The organism is Christensenella sp. KGMB01412 (assembly GCF_055522415.1).
Window position 1 is genome coordinate 105,148 of the sequence record NZ_JBVFVW010000002.1, and the last position, 16,959, is coordinate 122,106.

Below are 16,959 nucleotides of genomic sequence, written 5' to 3' on the forward strand. Positions count from 1 at the left end.
AAAATTTTGCAAAAGGGGAACACGACATGGAAAAGAAACCGTTCGTAACGAAGGAACAACTCGAGGAGATCGCGCGGAAATATCCTACGCCCTTCCACCTCTATGACGAAAGGGGAATCCGTGAAAACGCCCGGCGTATGAACCAGGCATTCTCGTGGAACAAGGGCTTTAAGGAATATTTTGCCGTGAAGGCGACGCCCAATCCAGTGATTATGAAAATACTGCGGGAGGAAGGCTGCGGGGTGGACTGCTCTTCCTATACGGAGCTGATGCTTTCGGATGCGTGCGGTTTTAAAGGCCATGAGATCATGTTTTCGTCAAACGACACGCCGGCTGAGGATTTTAAGCTGGCAAAGCAGCTTGGATCGATCATTAACCTCGACGACCTGACGCACGTGGATTTTTTGGAGAAGGTCGCGGGGATTCCGGAGACGATTTGCTGCAGGTATAATCCGGGCGGAACTTTCCAGATATCGACCAGCATTATGGATAACCCGGGCGAAGCCAAATATGGGATGACCTATGAGCAAATGCGCGAGGCTTACCTCAAGCTGCAAACGCTTGGCGCAAAATATTTTGGAATCCACGCATTTCTTGCAAGCAACACGCAGACTGAAGAATATTATCCGGCTCTCGCCAGGATATTATTTGAAGTTGCGGTGCGTCTGCGGGATGAAACAGGCGCGGATATCAGGTTTATCAACCTGTCGGGCGGCGTGGGGATTCCATACGAGCAGGGCGGCGAGCTGCCGGACATCCTGCGCATTGGCGCGGGGGTGGAAAAGGCTTTTCACGAAGTGCTTGTGCCGGTGGGTATGGGCGGCGTCGCGATTTTCACAGAGCTGGGACGTTTTATGCTCGGGCCGTACGGCTGCCTTGTGACGCGGGCAATGCACGAAAAGCATACGTACAAGGAATATATTGGCGTAGATGCGTGCGCGGCGAACCTGATGCGTCCGGCGATGTATGGTTCTTACCACCATATCACAGTCATGGGCAAGGAAGACGCGCCCGCAGACCATAAGTACGATGTGACGGGCGGGCTGTGCGAAAACAACGATAAGTTTGCGATCGACAGGATGCTGCCGAAAATCGATATGGGGGATTTGCTGGTGATCCACGATACGGGGGCGCATGGATTTTCGATGGGGTACAATTACAACGGAAAGCTGCGCAGCGCGGAGGTTCTTTTAAAAGAGGACGGCAGCACACAGCTCATCCGCCGTGCAGAAACCCCGGAAGATTACTTTGCGACGTTTGATTTTATGAACCTGTTTGATAAATAGAGGACGGCAGATATGAAAAAGCTGATTGCAACCATCTTAATAGCCGCAATGCTTGTAATGTGTTGTTCGTGCGGCCTTGCGCGGGATATTGCACAACTCGCGCGGGAGAGATTGCAAGAGGCTGGAACCGATGGGCGGTTGCCGCAGCATGGCAGCCTGCCTGCGCTCCCATCGCAGCCTGAACCGCAAATCGAGGCGGAGGACGAAACGTCGCCGCTTGAGGAAGAATTTGCCCAGCTTGCGGATCCGGAAGGGCTCCTTGCGGGAAATAATGTCCCTACGCTTGCAGACATCGAACAAAACGGCTTGTACACCTATCGGGAAGATACGGGCAGATATGTAAAAAGTACGCCGTTTATGGGTAAAGACAGCAATGTGGAGCTTGGCTTTAACCTGAACGGCAAAAACAATTACATCGACTATTGGTATACAGGCAGCCGTAAAATGGTCAATGCACAGCAAATTGTGAAAGAGTACGATTATCTTTACACGCTTGCAAGAGAAAGATATGGCAAGGTGACGATCCACTCATGGCTGATTAACCCGCTGGGCGTGGGCGACAACTTCGTTGTGATGGGCGAGTTTGACGAAGAAGAAATTACGGATGCGGTAAATGAAAACGAGGTCGCGGAATTTTACTACGCATGGAGCCGCCCGGGAAACAGCGCGGTTTATGTGTACCTGCATTTGCTGGGGGACGACACCTACGAGATAGGGCTCTCATACGATAGTTCAACGCAGTTTACGCCAAGCCCGGATGCGTTTGTATCGGTGCATTCCGGTTTATAATATATATGGATTGGTTTGTGAGCGAAAGGAACCTGAATGAGCAAAAAACTCGGCGGTGCGCCGGAGGAATATAAAAAAGAAGGAAGCGGAAAGAAAAAGGGCAGGCTTGCATGGGTTGTGATTGTTATTGCGGCTGTTGTTCTTGTATTTTCGCTTGTAAATATCATTGGCATTGGCAGCGATTGGTTTGCGACAGACCAGGCATATCATGGCCTGAAGGAAATTGCCATGCCTTCTGCCGACGCGCAGCAGGACGCGCCCGGGGGCCCGCTTGACCGGACGATTGATTTTGACGCGCTCAGGGCGGTCAATGAAGATATCATCGGCTGGATTTATATGCCGAACACACGTATCGATTATCCGCTGGTCATTGGGGAGGATAACGATTATTATATTTCGCACAATGCGAATAAGGAATCGGACCGCGCAGGCGCGATTTTTCTGGACGAGCAGAACAGTCCTGATTTTTCAGATCAAAATACCATTATTTACGGGCACCGCATGAACAGCGGCGCTATGTTTGCAGACCTGCATAAGTATCAGGATGAGGCGTTTTTCAGGGAAAATGACATCATCTATTTGTACCTGCCGGATGGAACGGTTTCGAAGTACAGGATTTTTTCAGCCTATGTGGTAAACGAGGTGGATGAAACCTATACCATTGGGTTTGCAAGTGAGGACGATTATGCGTCTTACCTCGAAAAGATGAAGGAACGTTCCGGGGTGGAAACAGACATAGAGCTTTCGCCGCAGGATCGTATCATTACGCTTTCCACCTGTGTGAAAGGCCAGGATACCGACCGGTACGTGGTGCAGGCAGTGCTGCAAAAATAAAAAAGTAGCGGAAAATAAATCCCTTCGTTTTTACGAAGGGATTTTTTGCGCCATAAAAACAAGCGTTCCTGACCCCCAATCATTGCAGAAACGCTTGTTTTCGTGAAGAAATATGTTGGTTTTAACCACACAGGACACTCAAGAAGACGCCTGCGCGGTGGAAACGCATTTGGGACACAGGCCATAAAAAACAATCGTATGGGAGCGAATCCGGCATCCGCTGCTTTCTTCCACCTGTTTGTCAAACCCCGGAACATATTCGAAAGGAATATCTACCATTTCACCGCATTTCTCACAGATCATGTGATAGTGCTCTTCGAGCGTGCCGTCGAAATGGTCCGCTCCACCCGGAATGGGAATCTTCAGCAGCAATCCGTTTTGCGCAAGCTGATTGAGGTTGCGGTACACGGTTGCCAGACTCAGCCCGGGATGCTCCGGCTTTAAAAGAGAAAAGACACGGTCAGCTGTTGGATGAATCCTGTTTTCCAAAACTGTCTTTAAAATCAATTCCCTTTGTTTCGAATATATCATCGTTTAAGCACCTAACTAAGAATGATTATCATTCTTGATTATTATTATAATACGTTGCACAAAAAAGTCAACCACTTTTTTTAAAAAAGATTAATAAACCACAGAAAAACACGGGCGTTGATATTACAGGCGCAGAGCTGCGGCAATGAAAAGAAGAAATGATACCGATTATGGGGGCGTGTCGATTTTTTATGCGGTTACGATTCGTAAAGCGGGCGCGGTATTTGGAAACGGTTGAAAACCATCATTATGAGATACGCGCAAAGCGTTCCCAAAATAGCTCCGGCGAGTACGTCCGAAGGAAAGTGGACAAAAAGGTATACGCGTGAAAAAGCGATTAAAAGCGCGTAAACCGCAGCCGGTATGCGCATTTTTTTATTGGTTGCGTAGATAACGGTGAGTGCCGCAAAGGAAGAGGATGCGTGACCGGAGGGAAAGGAATATCCATCGGGAGTGGGAATGAGGAGATTTGACACGCCGAATTCTGCAAAGGGGCGCGGACGGGCGACCAGATCCTTAATGACCTGATCGCCAATAATATAGGTGAGTGCAACTGAAAAAAGAAGCATCCATCCAGAACGGCGGGTACGCTTATCAAGCAGGAGAACAAAACCGCAAAGCAGCCAGATAAGGCCTTTGCTGTCGGTAAGCGTAAAGGCGGGAAGTAAACTGTTCAAAAAACCGCAGGATAATCCTGCAGCCGTACCAAAAAGCATCTGCAAATCGAATGTAAAGAGCATAAGTCACGACCTTTTGTTGTAATATTTTGTCATTATAGCGTATCTAAAAGAGAAATGCACGAAACTTTTTCTAAACAAATTATGAAGACAAGGAAAGAATTTTATGCGCAGTCATTGACTTTTATACGGCTTTATTATACAATAATAAGGCTTCAAAAATCTAAGAATGTGCCAGTAGCTCAGCTGGATAGAGTGTTTGACTACGAATCAAAAGGTCGGGGGTTCGAATCCCTTCTGGCACACCAAACGAATCAAATCCGAACTATTTCGTCTTAGGCGAAGTGTTCGGATTTGTTGTTTATGTTATCTAATTTTGATGTTCATGCCTATAACCAACTTTATTAAGTCCTTTGGTAGTTTTTTCATTTCTCTTTTAATATATCCTTGGAGGAAAAGTACTTCATTATTTAATTGTTAAAGATGGAAGGGAACTCTTTAACGCTGAGTGTATGAGGTTACGTGTAAAAGAGATCCCCCACAACCAAAGTTATGAAGTGATTTTTGGGATTAAAGACAAATATGTTTTATAGAAGAGCTAAGGTTATTTAGAACTCTTATGTGGAACGGGAGGAACAATAGATATATTAATTGGAAGTTCTCCATGTTGAAAATGCAAAAGGTTTTTTATCAATTATAAGACGGTTGCAATGGCCTTTAATTTAAATATAATAATTGGGAAAAGGTTTTTCTTGATTGATATAGTAAAGTGGTCAGAGGGCTTTGCAAATCGTCTGAAGAGACTTTTTAAATCAAGAGTTGCAGAGAAAACTATAAAATGTTGTTGGGATAGCGTAAAATGAATTGCAAAAGTAAGATAAGGGTGGTATAATACATAAAAGTGACGGAGAAGTTACATATAAGAAAATTGAAAAAAACATGCAGATGAAGTGAACGTCTTGGAAAACAAGCTGTATCGATGGATCGAGATGAATAGTTTGAAGATTATTGACAAAATATTGATTGACAATTACGGGATTGCGAGTGTACCATTGATGTGAGGGAGTGAGAGCGGATATGCCATTCGAGTGGATAAAAGAAAATAGTGTACCACATATAACTATATCAAAAACGGGCATTGCGTTGGATAAAGCTGCGCTTGAAACATTTTCAGGAGCGGAGAGAATAATTATTGGAATCAATAAAGAGGATGAGGAGATAGCATTTAAAGCTCACTTTGGTGAACAAGGAGTGGAATCATTTGAGATAGGGGAACATAAAATAAAACAAGGATGGTTGCGAATTAATAATAAAGATGTATTGCGTTATATTAATATGACTTTTAAACTTAGTCCTGAAATTCCATATAGGTATGTTCCAGAAACTCGAGATGGAATGCTTATTGTAAGGATAAGAAATAATATTAAGAAGTAAGTTAATCTGCTGTATTGTGGTATGAAAAAAGAATTTGAATGTGGGCCATTCAAATTCTTTCGACAGTAGCACAAACATATAATTGTATATGATTGCACTTCAACCACGTTTAGTATATCATGTCAATTTTGTGTTTGCAATACCAGCTACGGAAGGGAGAATGAAATTTGTCGAAATTTTGTACCTTGATATAAATAATAAAAATTGAAAGGACAAAAAATGACTAAAATTAGAACAGGTAGCGTTGCTCCAAAATCTGGTCAGTATGTTTATGGTACTGGAAAAAATAGAGCGGAAATCACCCTATCTAAGGGGGAACGAGTTCCGCCAACAAGAAATCATGGGGCAACTACGTTCACTCTTACTGACAAAACAAAACACAAAGGAGATAAATAAAATGTATAAAACAGGTGAAAAGCCCGGAATAGGAACATATCAGTGTGTATCGTGTGGACAATTAGTGAAACTGGATGATAACACGGACACCCTGCCACCTTGCCCTAAGTGTGAGAACACAACATATATCAAGATAGGTTAAATAGCTTGTTAGAGAAAGAGCCGTTTTGTATTATAAACGGCTCTTTCAACATTTTTAAAAGTGAGGTATATGTACTATTTCGACGGCAAAACAGGTAAAATTAGAAAATTGCTCACAAACCGCATGGTTGAGCCGTTTTCTGGCCTTTGCCACAAGATGACGAAAATCGCATAACAGAGCGGTCTTCAAGGGGATGAAAATCCTACACGGTTATAAGAACGATCAAAAATTGTTATTACGACGAATGTATAGCTATAGAATTATAATCATCTTGAATGACAATAGCAAAAATACAAAAAAGCCCACCACCCGACTGCTGGTATAGCAAGCGGGGGCGGGCATTTGTCTAGCGATTATTTCTTATCCTGTTTTTTCTGTTTTTCCATTCTTCAAATTCTCTCTGGCCTTCTTCGCTTTCAAAGTATTCGCGTATAGCCGGATATAAACGGCGTGCAAGGCTTTGCAGAGCGTGTTTGGGAATGTCGGACTGTCCGTCCGATATTTTGTTTTCAATGTGCGGCTTTTTCTTCAATAGGCGTTACTCCTCCTTAGGACCATCCCAAAAAGCGAGATAACAAGTCAAAAAGCACAAGCGCGGGTGTAATGGCTAAATAGACACCTTTGGCGATATTCTGACCGCGCAGGCTGCTCATATAACGGGTATGTTCAGCACGTGCTTCGTCTAGGTCAGCTTTCACTTTATCGGCATACTTGCGGGTTGCCGCCGCCATGTCCTGTGCCATTTTTTCAAAGCGTTGTTTTTGATTATCAACGAGAGAGATCGTTTTCTCTGTGAACCCTTGTATCTTTGACGCGATGCTGCTTTCTAACTGCTGGTTGCTCGTGAGTAGTTCGGATATTTTTTCGTTCAGCATTTCGCAATGCTTCTCGATCACTTCTAAGCTTTGCCGCTTGTTTTCCGACATCGTACTGTTCACCAATGTTTGAAACGTCGCTAAGTCTTCTGCGAAGTTCACCAGCGCTTCTTTGAGTGCGCTGTTTTCTTTGAGAATGATTCCTTTGGTGACCCATTCGTCCACTATCTTCAGAAATTCCTCCAGCGTTAATTCTGTGATTGCCAATATTTTTTCCAAATTCATTGATTAAATCCTCCTTAGATAATGCTTTTTTGAATGTTCGAGAGAGAGTTTTATTACGAACTTTCTTTCCGTCGATGTTGGTAAACGTGATGTACTTTCGATTGTCTAACCAATCCACCGTGTAACCCATACCACTCATTACGGCGATAAATTCTTTCTGACTAACGGCAATTTTCATAGCTTTGTCTACAGCGACCATTGTGTCCAGCATCCAACTTTGATAATTGCCCTGCGCCGCCTTTTCAATGGAACGGTATGCGCCCATTCTGAAAGAAGTGATTTCTTTGTTCTTCTCACAAATGGTCTTTCCATGCTCCTGTAGAATTAGATCGGAAAGGTCTTTCATTTCCTGTAACTGTCGTTTGGAGTAGCGGAATTTTTTACCAGTTTCAAAGCTGACTGAGTTTGCGATCAGGTGCGTGTGGATGTGCCGGCGGTCTTTGTGGGTTGCATAACAGACCTCATATCCATGGAACAACGAGCAGCGGCGCATCAGCTCATCAGCTATCCTGTTCGCTTCATCAAGCGTGATATTCTCATCATACGGAAAACTTTGGATGAAGTGTTTATACTGCCTGCCGCCTATTTTGCCCCATGCTTGTTTTGTGTCTTTCATTTCATCAAGGGCGGTTTGCGGATTGCAGTTGTACCCGCCAATCAAACGCAATTCTGTTTTTTCATCCTTGATGATGTAGTTTATAGCATGGGCAATGCTTGCTCTGGAATTGACCGCTTTGATTATTGCCATGTTTTTCTCACCTCCTGCATCTCGCTATAGATACTTTGCAGTTCCGGTTTGCAATCCTCAATCAATCCGGCGTTAACGTTGTAAGTTAGTTGATTTAGATTATTACCAATCCGCTTTAGCTCAATGACTACTTCGCGCCCACCATGCTTGACATGGATGTCCTTTCCCAAAATGCACCGTAAAATAAATTCGCGCTGACTTAATCCTGACAGGTCGACCTTGCGTTGGATAACGGATAGTTCCCTATCTGTTACCATGATGCCAACCATATGATTTCTTTTTCTGTTTGCCGTATTATCACCTCCGTTCCGGTATGAGCAAAAGGGGGTTCAAAGGGGGAATCCCCCTTGCAAGCGTCCATGTGTTATAACACATGGGGAGCTTGCCATACACAGCAGAGTGATTCTCTGGTGTGTATGTGGATGTTGTGCTACGCATCCACTTCTATCACGTCCTCTCTGCCGCGCGTCTTGTTACGCAATGGAGCGGCTCATCGGTCATACATCCGGAATGTGACGGTTTCGGCAGTCGTACAAGTCACTGCGCGTTCGCCTTGCATGAACGGGCGGCGGCTCTCGCTGTTTGTTGTTCCCTGTGCGAGTCCCATCTCACAGGCAGCGTCCATATGAAATTTTGAGGATTGACACTTCCTTCTATTTGTATTATCGTTGAAATAAAAGGCTCTATAAAGAGCGAATATTTATATAAAACGGAGCAAAGACTATGGATTTGGGTAAAATAGGAGCTATTTTAAAGCAGACAATAAAAGATCGTGATTTCACGCAAGAAGAATTTGCGGAAATTACAGGAATTGGCTTATCCAGCCTAAAAAAGTATATGTCTGGTAAGGTGAGTTACTCTATAGAGGTGTTGGAGATTATTGCAGACAGATTGCAATGTTCTTACGATTACTTGCTAGGAAAGAGCTTTACGCCAGAGCGTGAATTGCAAGACGTGAAAGAAGCCACACGGCTTTCAGATGGCGCTTTAGAAAAGATTAAAAGTTATGCGAAAGATTATGATGATGATTCGGAAAGTAGGCGGTATTTGAATACGTTAAGTACACTGGTACAGTCAAATTTTTTATTGGAGCGTATCGTTGATTTCTTTTATATTGACACAGAGGCAGATGGTATTACCACGCCGGAGGAACAAGATACACCAGAGTCGTCCAAAGATGGGATTTACGCAAAAACCTATGCAAACGTATTACCACAGCCAAGTATTTTTATCGGACACGAAACTCTAACGCCACCCGATATAGAGGACGCTTACCTACTGGGGATTGTTCGCGCACTTTACGCATCGAAAAAAATTGTAAATGAAAATATCCCTGCAACGCTAAGAAATTACAGAACAAAACAAAAGGACGCAGAATAGTTACTTTCCTTTTGAATAGGGCTTTGGATCATCCGTACGATTTACTAAATAATCTATACTTGTTCCAAATAGATTTGCAATTTTATCTAACATGGCAACAGGGATGTTTAACTTTCCTATTTCGTAGTCTGAATAGGTAGTTTGATGGATATTCAAATATTCTGCCATCTGTGCTTGTGTCAGGTCTTTATCTTCACGTAAATTCCGTATTCTTTCATACATCATTTTCACCTCACGCTAATTATGCAATAAGGGAATATCCCTTATTGACTCTTAAGGGTTATTCCCTTAAAATTATTTCGAGGTGAGTTGGTTATGAGTATCATATTACAGTTCCATATAGATTTAGAAAAATACGCAAGGGTAGAAAATCATAAGCTGCTCATGAAAACAGAACAATATATAATTGGTGCGGAAATACTGACAAAATTAACCATATACGAATCTTTGAAAACGGGTATTTCTTACTATATGCCAGAACTCGAAACCAGCCTTCAAACACATCTTCATTTTTTAGAGCAGAAAAACGACCCAGATAAAAAGCAGCGCATCTATGAGCAATATTTTCATAGCCGATTAAAAGCAGCGAAAATTGTTTGCCCCTCATATTATGAGGTTTTGGAAGAATGGATATATGCTGATAAAATGGGAGCTACCCAAAAAGCGAGCGTTGCCATATTGCAAGAAAATGATGGAAAGAGGATCGCCCAAGTTGAATTTGAGACAGAGCAACAAGCAAGCGAATTTGTTTCTCCTGATTGGTTAATTTCAAAATAGGATTTAATAATATCTTAAAAATAGATTGACAACGTTTTCATATTGAGATAACATGTAAATATCTCATATAAGGAGCATTATAAATGGAAACAGTTGGTAGTAGGATAAGAACTTTAAGAGAAGGAAGCGGCTTTACACAAAAGCGAATCGCTGAAACAATAGGCGTTGTACAATCCGCAATCAACCGTTATGAAAATAACCATTCAGATGCGCCATACAAAGTGTTACTTTGGTATGCGGATTATTTTGATGTCTCTATGGATTATATTTTTTGCCGTACAGACCAGCCGCAGGGAAAACTATATAACTATGAACCACAGGCTTTGAAAGAGCGGCTTTCTAAAGAGGAAGACTGGAAAGAGTTTATAGAAGCGTGTTTTGATCCTCGTTCTCCCATGAACGCAAAGCTAAAAGAAATGATGATGGGTATAGCAGGAGGAAATGAAGAATGACAAAAGTGATTGTAGATAACACAGAAATTACAATTCTAAAAGTCCAAGATAAGGACTACATTTCCCTTACAGACATGATAAAGGCCAAAGACGGCGATTTCTTTATTTCCGACTGGTTGCGCAATCGCAATACCGCCGAATTTTTGGGCATTTGGGAACAGATACACAATCCCGATTTTAATTATGGCGAATTTGCCATAATTAGGAGTCAAGCAGGACTGAATAACTACAAAATCAGCGTAAAGGAATGGGTGAAGAAAACCAATGCCATAGGTTTACGCGCAACTGCCGGACGCTATGGCGGTACTTATGCCTATAAAGATATCGCATTTGAATTTGGTATGTGGATTAGTCCGCAGTTCAAAATATACCTGATCAAAGAATTTGAGCGGTTAAAGGAAGAAGAGCAACGGCGACTTGGGTGGGATATTAAGCGTAATCTGGCGAAAATCAATTACCGTGTACACACGGATGCGATCAAAGAGAATTTAATTCCTCCACAGCTCACTGCGAATCAAAAGAATGTTATTTATGCCAGTGAAGCGGATATTCTGAATATGGCGCTATTCGGTATGACAGCTAAAGAATGGCGCGATAAAAATCCTGACTTAAAAGGAAATATTCGCGACTATGCCGATGTTTCACAGTTGGTGTGCCTCTCCAATCTGGAAAGCCTGAACGCAGTTTTTATCAATGATGGTATGGCGCAATCGGAACGGTTATCCAAACTCAATGCTGTAGCAATCAACCAGATGCAGATTTTAACAGATGATCCCAGCGTCGTCAAGCTGGAAGCTAAAAACACGAAGGTGGATTCGGAATGAACACAGTTATCTATGCCCGTTATTCCAGCGACAACCAGCGTGAAGAATCCATTGAGGGACAGCTACGCGAATGTCAGGTATATGCTGAGCAGATAGGACTGACGATTGTCGGCACATATATTGATCGTGCGTATTCCGCAAAGACGGATAATCGGCCGGAATTTCGGCGCATGATAAAGGACAGCAGCAAAAAGCTGTTTGAGGTTGTCCTCGTTTGGAAATTAGACCGCTTTGCGCGCAGCCGTGAAGATTCGGCAATGAACAAATATATCCTAAAAAAGAACGGTGTTAAAGTCATGTCGGCAAAAGAGGGCATTTCTGATAGGCCGGAGGGGATTATTTTAGAAGCAATGCTGGAGGGATATGCGGAGTATTTCTCAGTTGAATTGTCAGAAAAGGTAGTGCGCGGTATGACGGAAAACGCATTAAAAGGGAAACATAACGGCGGCCTTGTACCGTTCGGTTATACGACAGATCAAGAGCAATACTATCATCCTGATCCGTTGACTGCGCCTGTAGTGGTGGAATGTTTCAAGCGGTATGCGGATGGTGAAAGTTTGCAGCGCATAGTAACTGACCTCAATGCAAAAGGCATCCGCACACGCCATAACAAACAAATGGGCATAAACAGCATCATGCGGATATTGAAAAACCGTAAATATATTGGCGAATACAAGTATCGTGATACTTTGGTTTCTGATGTTATTCCGGCAATCGTTGATGTAGAGCTATTCAATATCGTGCAGGAATGTATCGAGAAGAACAAACGCGTTCCTGCGCGGAGCAAAGCCATTGCTGAGTACCTTCTCACAACAAAGTTGTTTTGCGGGAAGTGCGGCATGATCATGGCGGGGGAAAGCGGTACAAGCGCAACGGGCAGGATTTACCATTATTACAAGTGTGGAAACGCAAAGCGGCGTAAGGGATGCACGAAAAAGGCAATCAAAAAAGACCTGATAGAGCGGCTTGTTGTGGAATACACAAAGAGTACCGTTTTGCAGGATGATATGATTGACAAACTTGCGGACGCCATCATAGAGATACACGAGAGTGAAAGTGTATTGTTGCCGCAGCTTGAACGGCAGTTAAAGGAATTTGAAAAAGGGATTGAGAATATGCTCAATGCCATTCAACAGGGTTTGCTTACACCTTCCACCAAACAACGGCTTGATGAACTGGAAGAGCAAAAGGAAAACTTGAGCATAAGCATCACGCAGGAAACCCTTGCAAAACCGTATATGACCAAAGAGCATATTGTGTTTTGGATCAGCCGCTTTAAGGACGGCGATATTGACGATATAAAATACCAGCGAGATATTATAGATATCTTTGTAAATGCGATATTCGTTTATGATGATAAAATCATACTAACGTTCAATTACAAGGATGGCACAAAGACGATAACACTCGATGAAATCAATAGTTTGGATTTGACAACGGCCGCTACACCAAAAAGTCATTTTACGCATGAAATGCGTGGAATGGCTTTTTATTATGTCTGGAATTCGAACCCACGGGGGTTCATGCAAGCACGAGCGAAACGCGAAGGGCGAGCTATCCGTATGGAGAGGCAGTGAGTAAAAAAATGGAACATAAAATATAACGTTATCAATTTATATGCGAAAAATAATTTTTAAAACAAAGCGAATAAGCTAAAAATCATTATAATAAAAGGAAAATTAAGAGGTATAAAAAGTGATAACATTATCAAAAAATGCTTGACATTTCGAACCGAAGAGTTATAATAAAGCTACAAATAGAACAATTTCAGTTATTCGTTATCAGTTAAAAAAATAAATACAGCAATCAGAATTGGAATATAAATGTGAAGACGATGAATGGTGTGGGCGGAAAAAAAGACATTACAATCATAGACGTTGCCAAAAAAGCTGGTGTTTCACAGGCGACAGTCGGTCGTGTGATCGGCGGCTATGGAAGCGTATCTGAAAAAACCCGTAAGAAAGTTAAAAAAACGATCAAAGAACTAAATTATGTTCCTAACGCGATTGCGCAGAGCATGAAAAGTAAAAATACCAATACCATCGGACTTATTGTAGGCAATGTTGCAAACTCATTTTTCGGAGAAATAGCAAAGAGCATCGATGCGGTATGCACAGAGAATCATTACAATGTTATTATCAGCAATACGGGCGAAAGCATCGAGGGAGAAATCAATGCGCTCAAAACGCTGTACAGCAAACGAATCGATGGGCTTATCATTGCAACCGCACAAAGAAGCAATGTGATATTGGATGATAAAATCATATCCCTGTATACGGGAAGCGTCCCTGTTGTTTACATTGACAGGGAGATTTTCAGTATTGACGAGCTTTGTGTTAAAACCGATCATTTCGGAGGAGCAAATAAGGGAACTAATTACCTGCTTGAAAAAGGACATACCAAAATAGGTATTATTACGGGGCTGCAGACAAGCCCGATGGAACAGCGTGTCGACGGTTACCGGAAAGCGTTGGAGAACCATGGGATCGAATTTAAACCGGAGTACGTACGATTTGGTAATGTAATAGCAATCGAGGAAGGGCGGCTCTGCACAAAGGATTTGCTTGAAAAAAATAAAGAATTAACCGCAATTTTTCCTTTGAACAACTTGCTGTGTATTGGAGCCCTGCTGGCAATCAACGAATTGGGCCTGAGGATTCCTGATGATATCAGTGTGATTGGGTGGGACGATTTTGCTCTGGCAAACATTTTGAATCCGCCGCTTACGGTGATTGCCCAGGACACGAACCGTATTGGGAAACTCGCTGCGGAAAAGCTGTTTGAGGTAATGCGGGAAGAACAGGCGGACGCCTTTGGGGAAAAAAGGATTACGCTGGGAATGCAGCTTATCGAAAGGGGATCATGTGCACAACCGAGAAAACATACGATTCTATAAAAAAGTGGAATAAAAAAAGTGCGGACATCTGCAACATGTCCGCACTCTGAATGGTTAGGAGCCGTATCGAAACAATAGCACCAGTCCATCTTCATTAAGGATACCATCTTTTATTCCTATTTGCAATTATTCACAAAAAAAGTGCTTATTCGTATATTTGCGTAATTACGGGTTTTCATTGTGATTCCAAAAAATAAATAACGGTAAAAGAAAGGAAAGAATGACGAGATGAAAAAAATTGGTTTTAGTATCATTGGCGGCGGATTTATGGCCAAATTGCACACTCTGGCAATTTCAAGCTATCCAAAGTACTTTTATCCTCCGGCCGCTGAAGTGGAACGGATTTGCCTTGTGGACGTAGATCCGGCTCTGGCTGAAGAGGGAAAGAAAAGATATGGCTATGCCAGATGTGCGACAGACTGGCACGAGCTTCTTGACGATCCCGAGACAAATGTAATTGATATTTGCACCCCAAATGATATGCACAAGGAAATTGTACTGGAAGCTGTGAAGCGTGGAAAACACGTTTTTTGCGAAAAGCCTCTATCCGTAAGCGCCGAAGATGCGTTGGAAATGTATGAAGCGGCAAAAGCCGCAGGCGTTGTACATGCGGTGGGACATAACAACCGGGCAATGTCGGCGGTACGTCTGCTGAAGCTGTTGATTGACAGGGGGGACCTGGGGGAGATATACAGTTTTCAGATGAGATATATCCAATCATGGGGACTTAGCCCTGAAACGCCAATGCAATGGCGGTTCGACGCGGGGCGCGCGGGTAGCGGCGCGCTTGGGGATATCGGATCGCATGCGATCGACATTTCCCGCTATTTGCTTGGCGACCTGAAGCGGGTATCTGCAGAAATGAAGACCATCGTAAAGGAGCGCGCAGTTGTAAAAAATGCCCTTCTGACGCATTCCGGAGGGAATGGGGAGCCAACCGCAAAGCAGGCGGTCGATGTGGATGACGATGTAAAGGCGCTGATCGAATTTGAATCGGGCGTTACGGCGACGCTGTGGGCCAGCAGATTTTGTATCGGTCAGGAAGATACGCTTGATATTGAGGTCTATGGAAGTAAGGGCGCGGCTAAATTCTCACGCGAGCGTCCAAACCAGCTTGAGTTTTACAGCGGAAGCGACTCGGAGGAGGTTGCCGGTTTCAGGACAATCAAAATGGGCCCGGCCCAACCTTATGGTGAAATGTGGCCGATGGCGGATTTGGGAATTGGCTATGTGGAACAAAAGTGCATTGATTTCAAACATTTCTTTGAAGCGGTCGCAGAGGGAGATCCTTCACGGGTTAATGTGGATTTTTACGGCGGTTATAAAGTTTGCCAGGCAATCGATGCAATTAAAAAATCTGCAGCAGAATGCAAATGGGTAGAACTGAAAGAAATATAAAAAGATATTCCGGTTTTCAATAATAAAAAAGGAGAGAAAAAATGAAAAAAACAAAACTTTTTGCAATCGTAATTGCAGTCCTCATGATGGCAGTGCTTTTTGCAGGCTGTGGAACACCGGCGGAAACAATTTCTTCGGATGCAGAAGGAAGCATGGAAGCAACGGCTTCTGCCGGGGCGGAAGGATCCGAACTGGCAAAGGCATCTGCGGCTACGGTTGAATTTGACCTTGAGTCTACGACTGTTTACAGTACCGAAGGACCAAACGGAGAAAAAGTGTGCTCGCCCAGCGACTTTTCCCTTACGGATGAAGAAATACAGAAGCTGAAGGACGGAAATTTTACCGCTGCGTTCTGTTATCATTTGCAGGAAGACCAATCTAATATGACAAAGCTTGCTTCGGCTCAGGCACAACTTGAAGAATGGGGAATCAAGACTGTGGCAACAACGACGGCGAATATGGTTGTTGAGCAGCAGATTGCAGATATCGAGAGTGTACTGGCGCTTAAGCCGGACGTGGTATTCGTAATGCCGATCGACGCGGACGCATTGTCTTCCACATGCAAGAAGGTGTCGGAGGCCGGATCAAAGCTTGTATTTATGGAAATGTACGCAAACGGCCTCACTGAAGGGACTGATTATGTGGGAACGGTGGCAAACGATTATTACGGAATTGGCGCGGGCTGTGCGCATATGCTGGCCCAGGGACTTGGTGAAGAGGGTACGGTTGCTATGTGCTACTATGATGCGAATTTCTATGCAACAAACCAGAGAGACGAAGGATTTAAGGATACAATGGCAAAATACTATCCTAATATCGAAATCGTAGACGAAGTTGGGTTTACGGATCAAAACGATACGACAGCCCAAGGCGATGCAATTTTTGCAAACCACCCAGATGTAGATGGAGTATATGCAAGCTGGGATATTCCTCTGGAAGGCGTAATATCGGCGGCAAAAACGGCGGGGCGCACAGATCTTGTCTGTGCGACGCCAGATTTGAATGACAGTACTGCAAGAAGAATCGCCGAAGGCGATATGATTGTTGGATCGGCTGCACCGCGTTCTTATGAAGCGGGCCAGACAGAAGCCTATATGGCAGCCTATGCCCTGCTTGGCAAAGAGCTTCCGTCCACTTATTGTGCCGTTCCGGGACAATTTGTCATGGTGGAAAATTTGCTGGATGCCTACCAGAACATGTATCATACGGAAGCGCCCAAGGAAATCGTGAACATTCTAAACGCAAAATAAGCAGCATAATGGAAATGGCGGTCCGGGGCCGCGCCACGCAGCTCC

At 43.5% G+C, this 16,959-nt stretch carries 19 protein-coding genes, 1 tRNA gene and 1 pseudogene; 15 read left to right on the forward strand and 6 right to left on the reverse strand.

The genetic code is table 11. From position 1 onward, the window contains the following. The first annotated feature begins 26 nt into the window (after positions 1–26). From ACS5WU_RS03620 to srtB, 3 genes are read left to right on the forward strand one after another with little or no spacing between them, the layout of a single operon-like run. Positions 27–1,286 carry a diaminopimelate decarboxylase gene (locus tag ACS5WU_RS03620; RefSeq protein WP_059108334.1) on the forward strand — a complete coding sequence of 420 codons (1,260 nt, stop codon included), beginning with the start codon at positions 27–29 and terminating at the stop codon, positions 1,284–1,286. A 12-nt stretch (positions 1,287–1,298) separates the two neighbouring features. Continuing rightward, the gene (locus tag ACS5WU_RS03625) at positions 1,299–2,075 is read left to right on the forward strand and encodes a hypothetical protein (protein WP_465088950.1); all 777 of its coding nucleotides are present in this window, start codon (positions 1,299–1,301) and stop codon (positions 2,073–2,075) included. A 36-nt stretch (positions 2,076–2,111) separates the two neighbouring features. Further along, a complete protein-coding gene (gene srtB, locus ACS5WU_RS03630) occupies positions 2,112–2,909 on the forward strand; it encodes a class B sortase (RefSeq protein ID WP_059108332.1) in 798 nt (265 codons plus the stop codon). 138 nt (positions 2,910–3,047) lie between these two features. Here srtB and ACS5WU_RS03635 read toward each other — a convergent pair whose 3' ends face one another. Beyond that, positions 3,048–3,440 carry a Fur family transcriptional regulator gene (locus tag ACS5WU_RS03635; RefSeq protein ID WP_302761862.1) on the reverse strand — a complete coding sequence of 131 codons (393 nt, stop codon included), beginning with the start codon at positions 3,438–3,440 and terminating at the stop codon, positions 3,048–3,050. A gap of 197 nt (positions 3,441–3,637) precedes the next feature. Further along, positions 3,638–4,117, reverse strand: a complete 480-nt coding sequence (locus ACS5WU_RS03640; protein ID WP_465088951.1) for a phosphatase PAP2 family protein — start codon at positions 4,115–4,117, stop codon at positions 3,638–3,640. A 231-nt stretch (positions 4,118–4,348) separates the two neighbouring features. Between ACS5WU_RS03640 and ACS5WU_RS03645 the strand changes: the two genes are divergently transcribed. From ACS5WU_RS03645 to ACS5WU_RS03660, 4 genes are all read left to right on the forward strand, one after another. Next, positions 4,349–4,425 (forward strand) — tRNA-Arg (locus ACS5WU_RS03645). 769 nt (positions 4,426–5,194) lie between these two features. Next, the gene (locus ACS5WU_RS03650; RefSeq protein WP_302761866.1) at positions 5,195–5,551 is read left to right on the forward strand and encodes a hypothetical protein; all 357 of its coding nucleotides are present in this window, start codon (positions 5,195–5,197) and stop codon (positions 5,549–5,551) included. 219 nt (positions 5,552–5,770) lie between these two features. Continuing rightward, a complete protein-coding gene (locus ACS5WU_RS03655; RefSeq protein WP_302761868.1) occupies positions 5,771–5,947 on the forward strand; it encodes a YjzC family protein in 177 nt (58 codons plus the stop codon). Beyond that, positions 5,892–6,089 (forward strand): zinc ribbon-containing protein, encoded by a 198-nt coding sequence (locus tag ACS5WU_RS03660; protein ID WP_413815498.1) that lies wholly within the window; start codon positions 5,892–5,894, stop codon positions 6,087–6,089. Before ACS5WU_RS03655 ends, ACS5WU_RS03660 begins: the two co-directional genes overlap by 56 nt. 548 nt (positions 6,090–6,637) lie before the next feature. Here the strand turns inward: ACS5WU_RS03660 and ACS5WU_RS03665 are convergent. The 3 genes and pseudogenes from ACS5WU_RS03665 to ACS5WU_RS03675 all read right to left on the reverse strand — a co-directional run. After that, the gene (locus ACS5WU_RS03665) at positions 6,638–6,832 is read right to left on the reverse strand and encodes a hypothetical protein (RefSeq protein WP_302761870.1); all 195 of its coding nucleotides are present in this window, start codon (positions 6,830–6,832) and stop codon (positions 6,638–6,640) included. 25 nt (positions 6,833–6,857) lie between these two features. After that, positions 6,858–7,937: a relaxase/mobilization nuclease domain-containing protein gene (locus tag ACS5WU_RS03670; protein ID WP_302761872.1), complete on the reverse strand. Its 1,080-nt coding sequence runs from the start codon at positions 7,935–7,937 to the stop codon at positions 6,858–6,860. Then, positions 7,928–8,209: pseudogene (locus ACS5WU_RS03675) on the reverse strand (plasmid mobilization protein); the annotation flags it as partial. The gene ACS5WU_RS03670 and the pseudogene ACS5WU_RS03675, both read right to left, overlap by 10 nt. Positions 8,210–8,660: 451 nt before the next feature. On the opposite strand from ACS5WU_RS03675, the gene ACS5WU_RS03680 reads away from it, so the two are divergent. Further along, positions 8,661–9,317, forward strand: coding sequence for a helix-turn-helix domain-containing protein (locus ACS5WU_RS03680; protein ID WP_465088952.1), 657 nt, complete (start codon positions 8,661–8,663; stop codon positions 9,315–9,317). On the opposite strand, the gene ACS5WU_RS03685 is transcribed toward ACS5WU_RS03680, so the two are convergent. Further along, positions 9,318–9,539 carry a helix-turn-helix domain-containing protein gene (locus tag ACS5WU_RS03685; RefSeq protein ID WP_302760532.1) on the reverse strand — a complete coding sequence of 74 codons (222 nt, stop codon included), beginning with the start codon at positions 9,537–9,539 and terminating at the stop codon, positions 9,318–9,320. It lies immediately after the preceding gene. A gap of 93 nt (positions 9,540–9,632) precedes the next feature. On the opposite strand from ACS5WU_RS03685, the gene ACS5WU_RS03690 reads away from it, so the two are divergent. The 7 genes from ACS5WU_RS03690 to ACS5WU_RS03720 all read left to right on the forward strand — a co-directional run bounded on the left by ACS5WU_RS03690 (position 9,633) and on the right by ACS5WU_RS03720 (position 16,914). Further along, entirely contained in the window at positions 9,633–10,094 is a 462-nt protein-coding gene (locus ACS5WU_RS03690; protein WP_302760519.1) for a hypothetical protein, read from the forward strand. 83 nt (positions 10,095–10,177) lie between these two features. Then, positions 10,178–10,546: a helix-turn-helix domain-containing protein gene (locus ACS5WU_RS03695; RefSeq protein WP_302760520.1), complete on the forward strand. Its 369-nt coding sequence runs from the start codon at positions 10,178–10,180 to the stop codon at positions 10,544–10,546. Further along, on the forward strand, positions 10,543–11,370 hold the full coding sequence (locus ACS5WU_RS03700) for a KilA-N domain-containing protein (protein ID WP_302760521.1): 828 nt from the start codon (positions 10,543–10,545) through the stop codon (positions 11,368–11,370). The genes ACS5WU_RS03695 and ACS5WU_RS03700 overlap by 4 nt, the downstream gene beginning before the upstream one ends. Continuing rightward, positions 11,367–12,947 (forward strand): recombinase family protein, encoded by a 1,581-nt coding sequence (locus ACS5WU_RS03705; protein WP_302760522.1) that lies wholly within the window; start codon positions 11,367–11,369, stop codon positions 12,945–12,947. Before ACS5WU_RS03700 ends, ACS5WU_RS03705 begins: the two co-directional genes overlap by 4 nt. A gap of 257 nt (positions 12,948–13,204) precedes the next feature. Continuing rightward, positions 13,205–14,266: a LacI family DNA-binding transcriptional regulator gene (locus ACS5WU_RS03710; protein WP_302760533.1), complete on the forward strand. Its 1,062-nt coding sequence runs from the start codon at positions 13,205–13,207 to the stop codon at positions 14,264–14,266. A gap of 228 nt (positions 14,267–14,494) precedes the next feature. After that, a complete protein-coding gene (locus tag ACS5WU_RS03715) occupies positions 14,495–15,664 on the forward strand; it encodes a Gfo/Idh/MocA family protein (protein WP_302760523.1) in 1,170 nt (389 codons plus the stop codon). A gap of 41 nt (positions 15,665–15,705) precedes the next feature. Then, the gene (locus ACS5WU_RS03720) at positions 15,706–16,914 is read left to right on the forward strand and encodes a substrate-binding domain-containing protein (RefSeq protein WP_302760524.1); all 1,209 of its coding nucleotides are present in this window, start codon (positions 15,706–15,708) and stop codon (positions 16,912–16,914) included. Positions 16,915–16,959 lie beyond the last annotated feature (45 nt).